The sequence below is a fragment of the Lysobacter sp. 5GHs7-4 genome, assembly GCF_021284765.1.
GTDB lineage: Bacteria > Pseudomonadota > Gammaproteobacteria > Xanthomonadales > Xanthomonadaceae > Lysobacter.
In genome coordinates this window covers 1,610,992-1,622,183 of sequence record NZ_CP089924.1, presented here as the reverse complement: position 1 = coordinate 1,622,183, position 11,192 = coordinate 1,610,992, and the positions used below count along the sequence as shown (strand labels likewise).

Here is an 11,192-nt window from a genome sequence, read left to right as displayed (position 1 = left end):
AGCCGGCTCAGCGCTGGACGAAGGTTTCCAGCATGCGCAGTTCCTCGTCGTCGAACCCCGCCGCGCTGCGCGCTTCGAAATTGAACGGACCGTAGAGCACGGCGCGCGCGTACTCGGCCAGCAGTTCGCGAAAGCGCGGGCCCGGTTCGATGCCGTCGCGTTCGCAGTACCAGCGGAACCAGTGCGAGCCTGCGGCGACGTGCGCGACTTCCTCGCGCAGGATGGTTTCCAGGATCGCGACCGTGGCGGTGTCGCCCAGCGAACGCAGCTTGAGGATCATGCCCGGGGTCACGTCCAGCCCGCGCGCTTCCAGCACGCGCGGCACCAGGGCCATGCGCGCCAGGCCGTCGTGGGCGGTCTTCTCGGCCATTTCCCACAGCCCGTTATGGGCGTCGAAATCGCCGTAGTCGTAACCCAGCTCGCGCAGGCGCGCGCGCAGCAACTCGAAATGACGCGCCTCGTCGTTGGCCACGCTCACCCAGTCGGCGTAGAAGCTCGCCGGCAGTCCGCGAAAGCGGTAGACCGCGTCCCAGGCCAGGTCGATGGCGTTGAATTCGATATGCGCGATCGCATGCACGAACGCGGCGCGCCCTTCCTGCGTGCCGAAGCCGCGCTTGGGCAGGTCGCGCGGATGCACCAGCGAGGGCCGCTCGGGGCGGCCCGGCATGCGGATCGGCTCCGCTGCCGGCGCGTCGTCGGGCGTGCTCAGTTCGCCGCGTGCGTGGGCAGCGACGGCGGCGAAGGTCGCGGCGACCTTGTCCTCGGGCGTGGCGGCGTCCAGACAGGCGCGCGCGGCGTCGAACAGGCTGGGCATGGGTCAGCCGGTAGTGAATGAGACGCGGGCAGAAGCAAATCTCCCCTGCCCCCCTTTTGCGAAGGGGGGAAAAGCCGGGGCGAAACGTTCGGGGTTCAACTCACGAGACCCGGCGGGTCTTCTTGGCGTCGTCGGAGCGCAGCTGCTGCAGACGCTCGAAATAGCCCGCCTCGATGCCGGTCACGTACTCGCCGTTGAAGCAGGACGAGTCGAAATGGTCGATGCGATGCTTCGGGCCCGACACCGCCTGTTCCAGCGCGTCCAGGTCCTGATAGATCAGCCAGTCGCAGCCCAGCAGCGTCTGCACCTCGTCGTCGGTACGGCCGTGCGCGACCAGTTCCTCGGCCGAGGGCATGTCGATGCCGTAGATGTTGGGATAGCGCACCGCGGGCGCGGCCGAGGCCAGGTAGACCTTGCGCGCGCCGGCGTCGCGCGCCATCTGCACGATCTGCTTGGAGGTGGTGCCGCGCACGATCGAATCGTCGACCAGCAGCACCACCCGGTTGCGGAACTCCAGCGGGATCGGATTGAGCTTGCGGCGCACCGACTTCGCGCGCTCGCCCTGCCCCGGCATGATGAAGGTGCGGCCGACGTAGCGGTTCTTGATGAAGCCCTCGCGGTACTTCACGCCCAGCACGTTGGAGATTTCCAGCGCGGCGTCGCGCGAGGTGTCGGGGATCGGAATCACCACGTCGATGTCGTGGTCCGGACGCAGGCGCAGGATCTTCTCGCCCAGGGTCTGGCCCATGCGCATGCGCGCCTTGTGCACCGAGACGTCGTCCATCATCGAATCCGGACGCGCGAAGTAGACGAACTCGAAAATGCACGGCGCATGCTGGCGCGGCTCGGCGCACATCTGGCTGTGCAGTTCGCCGCGCGGCGTGACCACGATGCCCTCGCCCGGGCGCACGTCGCGCACGCGCTCGAAACCCAGCAGGTCCAGTGCCACCGATTCGGACGCGATCGCGTACTCGTCCTGACCGCCGCTGCGGCGCTTGCCCAGCACCAGCGGACGGATGCCGTTGGGATCGCGGAACGCGACCAGGCCCAGGCCCAGCACGGTCGCGACCACGGCGTAGCCGCCGACGCAGCGGCGGTGCACGCCCTCGATGGCCTTGAACGCGGCCTCCGGGGTCAGCGCGCGCTGCATGTCCAGCTCGTGCGCGAACACGTTGAGCAGCACTTCCGAATCCGACTCGGTATTGACGTTGCGGCGGTCCTGCTCGAACACCTCGCGGCGCAGCGCGTCGGTGTTGATGAGGTTGCCGTTGTGCGCCAGCGCGATGCCGAACGGCGAGTTCACGTAGAACGGCTGGGCCTCGTCGGAGCCTTCGCTGCCGGCGGTGGGATAGCGGCAATGGCCGATGCCGACCCGGCCCTCGAGCAGGCCCATGGCCTTCTCGTCGAACACGTCGCTGACCAGGCCGTTGCCCTTGTGCACGCGCAGCTTGGCGCCGTCGGCGGTGGCGATGCCCGCCGCGTCCTGGCCGCGGTGCTGGAGCACGGTAAGGCCGTCGTAAAGCTGGGCCGCGACGTCGTTATGGCCGACGATGCCGAGTATGCCGCACATGATTTCGAGTCCTGCTGTCTGTTGCGTGGAGTTACATCACGAACGCTTCGTCCTGCTCGACGGGCATCGGCAGGGCGTCGTCGCGCTTCGGATCGGAACCGATCTGCGCCGGATCGCCGTGCGGCGCGTCCTGCGCGGGCGTGCCGCCCGGTAGCGGATTCTTCAGGCCTGCGCCCTTGAGCAGGGGCAGCACGCCGTCGTTGAGGATAGGCAGCACGTCCTGGCCGAAGGGCTGGCCGTTGCCGCCGCCCAGTCCGGGCATGCCTTGCATGCCCGACAGGCCTTGCATGTTCAGGTCGATCTTGGGCAGCGACGGCATCCAGGCCGGCGCGCCGCCGCTGAAATCCATGGCCCGACCGGCCCAGTCCGGCATCCAGCCGCGCACCATGTGCGCGCCCGGCAGGAACAGCGGCACCAGCGCCGCCGAGCGCCATTCGCGCCGATGCGCGAGCGGCGTGAAACCGACCAGCATCACCAGCATGCTGGCGATCAGCGCGCCGCGCGCCACGCCGACCACGAAGCCCATGGCGCGATCGACGCCGGACAGGCCGGATTCGTGGATCATGCGCTTGGCGACGTAGCCGACGATCCAGACCGTGATCAGCACGCCCAGGAAGCACAGCGCGTAGCCGCCGAACATCTCGCCCAGGCCCGGCGAACGGTCGCCGGACATCATCATCGCGGCGCTGCCGCCGAAGCCGAACGCGGCCCAGCCGGCCAGGATCCAGGCCGCCAGCGAGGCGACCACGCCGACGAAACCGCGCAACAGGCCCAACAGGGCCGATATCGCGACTACCGCCAGCAGAATCAAGTCGGCGGCGCCCATCGCGGTCTCCGATCAGGGATGCGGACGGACGAGGCCGTCGACGCCGATCTTGGCCGCCGCCTGGCTTTTCAGCTTGTCGGCGTCGGCGCGGTTGGCGACCGGACCGATGCGCACGCGGCTGAGCGTGCCCTTGTCGGTGCGGACCTGTTCGACGAAGGCGCTGAAGCCGGCCGCACGCGCGCGATCGCGCAGCTTGTTGGCCTCCTCGGCGCTGCCGAACGCGCCCAGCTGCACCGCGAAACCGGTGTTGCTGGCAGCCGGCTTGGTCGGCGCCGGCACCGCCGCGGCGGGCTTGGTCGGTTCGGCGGCGGGCTTGACAGCCGGCTTGGCCGGCTCAGTCGCGGGCTTGGCGGTCGCCACCGCGGGCTTGGCCGGCGCGACGGCGGGTTTGGCGGCCGGCTCCGGCGGCAACGCGGCCGGCTTGCTGGCGGTGCGGCTGTCGCCCAGCGGCACGGCGGCCGACACGGTCGGCTGCGCCGCGGCGACCGGCTGCGAGGCCGAGGCGCTGGCGGCGGGCGTCGCGTCGGCGTCCAGGGTCACGACCTTGGCGCTGTTGTCGTTGCGCACCTTGGTCGAGGCCAGGCGTGCGGTTTCGGCGTCGGCGCGCGAGCCGTACGGCCCGATGCGCACGCGGTAGAGGGTGCGGCCGTTGCCCGGCACCGCTTCCTGGTAGCCCGGCAGCTGCGCGCCGGCCAGGGCGGCGACGATGCGGTCAGCGTCGGCGCGGGTGGCATAGCTGCCGAAGCTCACGGCGTAGTCTCCGCCGGCCGCGGCCGCGGGCAGTGCGCCGCTGGCGGCGGCCTTGGCCGCTTCGGCGGCGGTGTCCACGGTCGGCAGGGTTTCGCCGGCGGGGCCCTGCGCGGCCGGCGACATGCCCAGCGCACCGCCGTTGGGCGCGTCGCCCGGCGTCACCAGCGGCAGTTCGCGGGTTTCGAACTGGCCGTCGGGCTGTTCGGGAAGATTGAGCGGGACGTCGGAGGCGCTGCTTTCGGGCGCCGGTCCCTTGATCAGCATGGGCAGGAAAATCACCGCCAGCGCGACCAACACCGCCGCGCCGATCAGTCGCTGTTTCAGGGCAGGTTCCATCGCTACTCGATCGCTCGCAGGGCCGGGTGCCGGCGCGAATTATAGCGCCGCTTGGCAGCCGAGCCGGTGTCGGCGGCGTGTACGGCATTCAGGTAGCCGCATCGGCCGGTCGCGCGCCGCGCCGATTTCGCGATCGGCGCGGGCGCACAGCCCGTCACGACGGGCTCGCAGCGGATTCGACGGGAACGATCGCCGCTACGCGGATTCCTGCGCGGCGGCGACATCGGTTGGCGACGGGCGGCCGCTCAGCTGACCACGCCGCCGCCGTCGCCGTCCTTCTTGCCGCGGCGGAAGAAGCTCAGGATCTTGCCGAAGAAGGCGCCGATCACCAGCACCAGCGGGATCAGCAGCTTCTTCAGGCCCAGCAGCAGCGCGCCGATCTTGCCGAACAGGCCGGCCTTGGCGGCGACACCGCCGCCGACCAGGGCCGCCAGACCGTAGGCCGCGGCCTTGTCGGTGCTGGCGTCGTAGTCGGCGTAACGCGCGCCCTGGTCGAACTCGACCGCGGGCAACAGCTGCTGCATGCCGGTGCGCACCTGCCCCATCTCGCCCATGCCGGCGACGGCGTTGAGGCTGAGATAACCGCTGCGCCCGAGCACGCGGATGTCGTAGTTGAGGGTGTGCGCTTCGTTGCCCTCGAACGCCAGTTCCTTGGCCCAGTACAGCTTCTTGGCCGCGGCGTCGTAATGCGGCGGTTCGGCCCAGCCGACCAGTTCGATGCCGCCGTAACCGGCTTCGCGGCGTTCCTTACTGCCTTCCTTGGCCTCGTCCTTGAGGTCTTGCAACATTTGCGCGTAATCGATCTTGGCCGCGTCCTCGTCGGACACATAGCCCTCATCGTCGTAGGTCACCACCACCGCCCAGCCCTGATCGCCGAGCAGGTCGCCGTCGCGCGGCACCACCATGCCCAGCACGTCGGCGTCGGGCGGGTTGCCCCACAGCTGCTCCAGCACCTTGCGCGCGTCGGCCGAGTCCAGATAGCGGAACTCCTTGCCCAGGTTCAGATGCGCCTTGGCCTTGACCACCGCGATCTGGCCGTCCTGGTAGCGCAGCGACTTGACGACTTGTTCGATGCGCTGCTCGGCGGCCTTGCGCTCGGCTTCGCTCATTTCCTGGGCATGCACGCCCGCCGAGACGGCCAGCAGGCCGACCAGCATCCACTTCCACATTCGAATTCCCCTGAGCGGGCGTCCCCACGCCCTCGCCGATAGTGTCGCCCGTGTGCGCGCGCAGCGACAAGGCGTCGCGCACCGGTTCGGCGCATGGGCGTTGCGGCAGGCGGATGCCGGGCGGTTATCGGCTCAGCAACGCCAGCGCGGCCGCTGCGGTGTGGAACGAGCCGAACACCAGGATGCGATCGCCGGGCTGCGCGCGTGCGAGCGCGGCTTGAAGCGCGGCGGCGACGTCGTCGTGGCGATCGCCCTTGGCCGCGGCGCTGCCCTGCAGGCGCAGCGCGAACGCGTGCACGTCGACGCCGCGCGGACCGCTGTCGGCCAGGCCGGCCAGGTGCCATTCGTCGATGCGTGGCGCCAGCGCGGCGACCACGCCGGCGGCATCCTTGTCGGCCAGCGCGGCGAACACCGCGCGCACCCGTCCCGCCGCCGGCGTCGCCGCCAGCCAGGCGGACAATTCGCGCGCCGCCTGCGGGTTGTGGCCGACGTCGACCAACACCTCGATGCCGTCGCGTTCGAAACGCTGCAAACGGCCGGGCACATGCGCGCGCGCGACGCCTTCGGCGATCTGGGCCTTGGTCGGCGCGCCACCCAGCGCGCGCAGCGCGGCGATCGCGACCGCGGCGTTGCGCAACTGCGCGGGCGCGGCCAGCTGCGGCATCGGCAGCTCGGCGCGATAGCCGACCTCGCGCCAGCGCCACTGCGGCGCGGCGTCGAGCTGCGCCGGCAGGGCTTCGAAGAAGAAGTCGCAGTTCGCGCGCAGCGCCGAGGCGCCGATCGCATAGGCATGGCGCAGCACGCTGGACGGCGGATCGTCGTCGCCCAGCACCAGCGGCTTCCAGCCGCGCGCGATGCCGGCCTTCTCGAAGCCGATGCTCTCGCGGTCGTCGCCCAGGTAGTCCTGGTGATCCAGGTCGACGGTGGTGATCACCGCGACGTCGGGATCGACGATATTGGTCGCGTCCAGGCGCCCGCCAAGGCCGACTTCGAGGATCGCCAGGTCCAGTTGCGCGCGCTCGAACAGCCACAGCGCGGCCAGGGTGCCGTACTCGAAATAGGTCAGCGCGATCTCGCCGTCGCGCAGGCGCGCGGCCTCGATGGCCTCGAAGGCCTCGACCAGCGCCGCGTCGTCGGCGTCGCGGCCGTCGATGCGCACGCGCTCGTTGTAGGCCAGCAGGTGCGGCGAGGTGTAGGCGCCGACACGCTTGCCGGCCGCGCGCGCGATCGCCTCGACGAAGGCCACGGTCGAGCCCTTGCCGTTGGTGCCGCCGACGGTGATCACCTTCTTGCCCGGACGCTTCAGCCCCAGGCGCGCGGCGACCGCGCGGATGCGCTCCAGGCCCATGTCGATGGACTTGGGGTGGATGCGTTCGATATGGGACAGCCAGTCGGCGAGCGTGCGTTGCATGCCGCCATTGTCGCCGATCCGCCGTGGCGCAGACAGGCTTGCGCGTCGCTACGGCAGGTCCTCGATCAGCTCGAAGCGCACCGGCCTGCGCACCCGCTGCGGCACCGCCACGCCGTCCTGATAGGCCGGGGCCAGGCGCCAGCCCTGCGCGGCCTCGACCGCGGCCTGGTCGAACTCGGCGTAGCCCGAACTGCGTTCCACGCGCACCTGCGCGACCGCGCCGCACGGGTCGACCTCCAGCATCAGCAGGGTCACGCCGGACAGGCCCTGCTCGGCCAGCGCCATCGGATAGACCGGCGGGCGTGTGGATGGCGCGAGCGCGGGGCATTCGGTGGGAGCGGCCGCGGGGTCTTCGGGCGCCGGGGCCGGCGGTGGCATCGGCGGCGAGATGGTAGGCGGGTCGGCAACCGTCGCCTTCGTTGGGGTCGGCGCCGGCGATTGCGCTGTCGCGCCAAGGGCCCAAAGCAGCAGAGTAGCGGCCAGCATCGTTCGCAACTTCATGGTATTCCTCAGTCGCGGCATGGAACGTCGGCTCAGTCGCGCCGTGGCTTCGACGGACAGGACTAGGAACGGGCGACCCTGATCGGTCGCCGACGAATCCGAACGCGAAGTGCGTCCCCCATCCATAGAACGAAGCTTGGCACGGGCCGGCCAGGACGGCGAGCGCCAGGGCGCAAGTAGGGAGCTGAAATGAACGATAGCGAAAAATACGAGGCGTTCGCAAAGACGTTTTGCGAGGCCTTGGTGGAAATGGCGTTGGAGGCGAAGCGCCTCAAGGAAGAGAGTCCAGCGAGCGATGCCGAAGCCTTCCATACCGGCTATCTGAGCGGATTCCATCGCGTCTTCACTTTGCTCGCGCAACAAGCGGAAATATTCGAGCTACCAGCAAGTGAGTTGGGACTGGATCGGATAGACGCATCCAACCTGATCTAGCACGGCTTCGAAAACCGCCGCGCACCGACGGACCCGCGGCAGCCCCGCGGGTCCAGGCCTTCGAATGGCGATGCGCGTCATTGGCGGATCGGCCGCTACCGCCGGTAGCGGCGGAAATCCGGCTGCGCCAGCAACGCGCTGTGCCCCGCCGGGCGGCGCATCGGACGGGATGCTTACAACGCCCGATGCACCGCCTCGCCGAACAGCAGGGTGTGGTGGCTGCAGTCGTTGAGCCGGACCACGTCCAGGTGATCGACGTCGGCGCCTTCCAACAGGTTCAGCGTGGTCGGCGCCTGGCGGAAGGTCCACAGCCGGGCCAGCGGAATGCCGAGCACCCGGCACAGCAGCACGCGGTTGACCGCGTCGTGGGCCACGACCAGCAGGGTGTCGTGCTCGCCCAGGCCTTCGGCTGCGCGTGCGAACGCCGGCCAGGCGCGGTCGAACACGTGCTGGATCGATTCGCCGCCCGGCATCAGCACTTCGTGCGGCGTATCGCGCCAGGCCTGCAGGCGTTCGCCGTCGCGTTCGCGGATCTCGCTGGCGAGCAGGCCTTCCCAGGTGCCGTGGGCGATTTCCATCAGCCCCGGATCGAGTTGCAGGCTGGCGGCGCGCTGCGGCCCCAGCGCGAGCTCGGCGGTGCGACGCGCGCGCACCAGCGGCGAGGCCACCGCCCGCGTGATCGTCACCTCGCGCAAGCGTTCGCCCAGCGCGGCCGCCTGCGCCTCGCCGATCGGCGACAGCGGGATGTCTTCCTGGCCCTGGTAACGGCCTTCGGCGTTCCAGGGCGTTTCGCCATGACGTGCTAGCAGAATGCGCATGGTTCAGACCTGCGCCAGCGACAGGATGCCCGGCGTCGCGCGCAGGGTCGCCAGTTGCTCGTCGGTGACCGGCTTGTCGACCGTGATCGCCGCGCGCGCCTGGCCGTCGCCGGCCGCGCCTAGCGCGAAGTTGACGATGTTGACGCCGGCCGCGCCGAGCTGGCTGCCGACCAGGCCGATCATGCCGGGGCGGTCCTCGTTGCGCAGCAGCAGCACGTGCGCCTGCGGGTCGAATTCGATTTCGACGCCGTCCAGGCGGACCACGCGCGGGCCGCGGTGCAAGGTGGCCTCGATCTCGCGGGTGCGGTGCTCGCCGATCACGCGCAGCTTGAGCAGGCGGTCGAAACCGTCGCCGTCGCCGCCCAGGGTTTCGGCCACGGTCAGGCCGCGCGCGGCGGCTTCCTGCAGCGCGTTGACCGGCGTCACGCGGCCCGAAGCGGTGCCCAGCAGGGCCGCCACCAGCAGGCGCGACAGCGGGCGCGTGTCCAGCGCCTCGGTGCGGCCGGCGTAGGTGATTTCCAGGCGCGTCGGCGCCGGCACCAGGCGCGCGGCGAGGCGGCCCAGCGAGGACATCAGCGGCATCCACGGGCCGACTTCGCGCGCGGCCTCGGCGGTCAGCGGCGGCAGGTTGACGCAGCCGGCGACCGCGCCGGTGGCGACGAAGTCGATGATCTGACGCGCCAGGATGGTGCTGACCGCCTGCTGCGCTTCGCTGGTGGACGCGCCCAGGTGCGGGGTCAGGATCAGCTTGGCGTTGGCGCGCAGCGGCGAGTCGGCCTGCAGCGGTTCGGTGGCGAAGGTGTCGAGCGCGGCGCCGGCGATGTGCCCCTCGTCCAGCAGGGTCAGCAGCGCGCTTTCGTCGACCAGGCCGCCGCGCGCGGCGTTGATCAGGTAAGCGCCCTTCTTCATCGCGCGCATGCGCGCTTCCGACAGCAGGTTGGTGGTTTCCTTGGTGCGCGGGATGTGCAGGGTGATCACGTCGGCCCAGGCCAGCAGTTCGTCCAGGGTCTTCAGCGGCACGCTGCCCTTGCCGGCCGCGGAGGCGGGCAGGAAGGGATCGAACGCGGCCACTTCCATGCCGATGCCCTGCGCCTTGCGCGCGACCGTGCCGCCGATGCGGCCCAGGCCGATCACGCCCAGTTTCTTGCCTTCCAGCTCGAAGCCGGTCAGGCCGGCCTTGGGCCACTCGCCGGCCTTCATGCCGGCGTCGGCGCGCGGGATGTGGCGGGCCAGCGCGAACAGCAGCGAGATCGCGTGCTCGGCCGCGGCCAGGGTGTTGCCGTCGGGCGCGTTCATCACCGCGATGCCGCGCGCGGTGGCGGCATCGACGTCGATGGTGTCCACGCCGGCGCCGGCACGGCCGATCACGCGCAGCTGCTTGGCCTCGCGCAGCGCCTGCGCCGGCACCGCGGTGGCCGAACGCACCAGCACGGCGTCGACGTCGGCCAGCGCCAGGGCCAGCACGTCGGGATCCTTGATCGGGGCGGGGGCGACGACCACGTCCCAGCCCGCATCGCGGAACAGGGCCAGACCGTCTTCGTGGATGCCATCGCAGGCCAGTACTTTCATCGCAAGCTCCATACGTGAGAATGGGAGCGCGGAAAGCCTATGAGCCGGCACTGCGGGAACAGGGGGCGGTTACCTGAGGGCCCTGAACGGCACGGACCTACGGATAACGCGGCCGCGGTGAGGCGGCATCTGACACGGGTCGGGAGACGGGGCCGGCTGGCATGGGAATCCGCGACTGAGGCCGCAGAGTAGCAAAGTCGGGCGCGGTTGCAAGCGCGGCACCGGCGTCACCCTGCCGATGTGCCTGGCTAATCATTTCGCGACATGCGTGCGGACCGCGGTCACAAAGTCACGAAATCTTAGTTTCCGCCTCACTCCGCGCCAACAAATTCCGCCCTACGGTCGCAACGCCGGCAACGACGCCGGCGCATTCGACGACAGGGAGTGGAAGATGCGAAAGAAGACCGCCTGGACCCTCGGCTTGCTGGCCGCGGCGACCATGGGCGCGGCGATCGCCGCGGTGGGCCCGACCGGCCCGGGCCAGTTCTATTACTACTACGACGCCAACGGCGCGGTGGTCGGCTATCAGGCCATCGACTGCTACGGCACCCACACGTCCTGGGGCAAGTTCACCAAGAATTACGCGGACGGCTATTTCCTTTGCGACCCCGATCCGCGCTGATCCCATCGCGATCCGCGCACGTCGCCTAGCGCGTGCGCCCAGCCCACCACCACAGCCATTACGGCGCCGGCCGCGCAGCATGCCGGCGGCGCCGCAGCCAAGGAGAGTTCTTCATGCGCAAGCGCATCGTCATCGGCCTGGGCCTGGCCCTGGCCGTCTACGCCACCGCCGCCCTCGCCCGCCCGCCCATCGCCGACGAAATCGGCGAGTTCTACGTCTACTTCGATGCCAGCGGCAACGTCGTCGGCGAGTCGTCGATGGACTGCGACGGCACCTACTACCAGTCCGGCGTGCTGACCTCGCGGTACAGCTCGGGGCATGCGTTCTGCCCGGGCGATTGATCGGCTATCGCATCGCGATGCAGGAGAGGCCGG

At 70.2% G+C, this 11,192-nt stretch carries 12 protein-coding genes; 3 read left to right on the top strand and 9 right to left on the bottom strand.

The window, feature by feature from the left end:
- Nucleotides 1-7: 7 nt before the first annotated feature.
- The 7 genes from LVB77_RS07090 to LVB77_RS07060 form a co-directional block, all read right to left on the bottom strand.
- Nucleotides 8-814, bottom strand: coding sequence for a ferritin-like domain-containing protein (locus LVB77_RS07090; RefSeq protein ID WP_232909450.1), 807 nt, complete (start codon nt 812-814; stop codon nt 8-10).
- A 100-nt stretch (nt 815-914) separates the two neighbouring features.
- Nucleotides 915-2,384, bottom strand: coding sequence for an amidophosphoribosyltransferase (purF, locus tag LVB77_RS07085; RefSeq protein WP_232909449.1), 1,470 nt, complete (start codon nt 2,382-2,384; stop codon nt 915-917).
- Between the two features lie 31 nt (nt 2,385-2,415).
- Entirely contained in the window at nt 2,416-3,210 is a 795-nt protein-coding gene (locus LVB77_RS07080) for a CvpA family protein (RefSeq protein WP_232909448.1), read from the bottom strand.
- Between the two features lie 12 nt (nt 3,211-3,222).
- Nucleotides 3,223-4,296, bottom strand: a complete 1,074-nt coding sequence (locus LVB77_RS07075) for an SPOR domain-containing protein (RefSeq protein ID WP_232909447.1) — start codon at nt 4,294-4,296, stop codon at nt 3,223-3,225.
- Between the two features lie 245 nt (nt 4,297-4,541).
- The gene (locus LVB77_RS07070) at nt 4,542-5,405 is read right to left on the bottom strand and encodes a DUF2167 domain-containing protein (protein WP_232910194.1); all 864 of its coding nucleotides are present in this window, start codon (nt 5,403-5,405) and stop codon (nt 4,542-4,544) included.
- A gap of 184 nt (nt 5,406-5,589) precedes the next feature.
- Nucleotides 5,590-6,876: a bifunctional tetrahydrofolate synthase/dihydrofolate synthase gene (gene folC, locus LVB77_RS07065; RefSeq protein WP_232909446.1), complete on the bottom strand. Its 1,287-nt coding sequence runs from the start codon at nt 6,874-6,876 to the stop codon at nt 5,590-5,592.
- A gap of 48 nt (nt 6,877-6,924) precedes the next feature.
- A complete protein-coding gene (locus LVB77_RS07060) occupies nt 6,925-7,161 on the bottom strand; it encodes an energy transducer TonB (RefSeq protein ID WP_232909445.1) in 237 nt (78 codons plus the stop codon).
- Between the two features lie 405 nt (nt 7,162-7,566).
- Here LVB77_RS07060 and LVB77_RS07055 point away from each other — a divergent pair, with 405 nt between their 5' ends.
- Nucleotides 7,567-7,809 (top strand): hypothetical protein, encoded by a 243-nt coding sequence (locus LVB77_RS07055; RefSeq protein WP_232909444.1) that lies wholly within the window; start codon nt 7,567-7,569, stop codon nt 7,807-7,809.
- A 173-nt stretch (nt 7,810-7,982) separates the two neighbouring features.
- Here LVB77_RS07055 and LVB77_RS07050 read toward each other — a convergent pair whose 3' ends face one another.
- A complete protein-coding gene (locus tag LVB77_RS07050; protein ID WP_232909443.1) occupies nt 7,983-8,627 on the bottom strand; it encodes a histidine phosphatase family protein in 645 nt (214 codons plus the stop codon).
- A gap of 3 nt (nt 8,628-8,630) precedes the next feature.
- A complete protein-coding gene (gene serA / locus LVB77_RS07045) occupies nt 8,631-10,196 on the bottom strand; it encodes a phosphoglycerate dehydrogenase (RefSeq protein WP_232909442.1) in 1,566 nt (521 codons plus the stop codon).
- Between the two features lie 391 nt (nt 10,197-10,587).
- Between serA and LVB77_RS07040 the strand changes: the two genes are divergently transcribed.
- On the top strand, nt 10,588-10,818 hold the full coding sequence (locus LVB77_RS07040; RefSeq protein WP_232909441.1) for a DUF6289 family protein: 231 nt from the start codon (nt 10,588-10,590) through the stop codon (nt 10,816-10,818).
- Nucleotides 10,819-10,931: 113 nt separating this feature from the next.
- Nucleotides 10,932-11,159 carry a DUF6289 family protein gene (locus LVB77_RS07035; protein WP_232909440.1) on the top strand — a complete coding sequence of 76 codons (228 nt, stop codon included), beginning with the start codon at nt 10,932-10,934 and terminating at the stop codon, nt 11,157-11,159.
- The last annotated feature ends 33 nt before the right edge of the window (nt 11,160-11,192 follow it).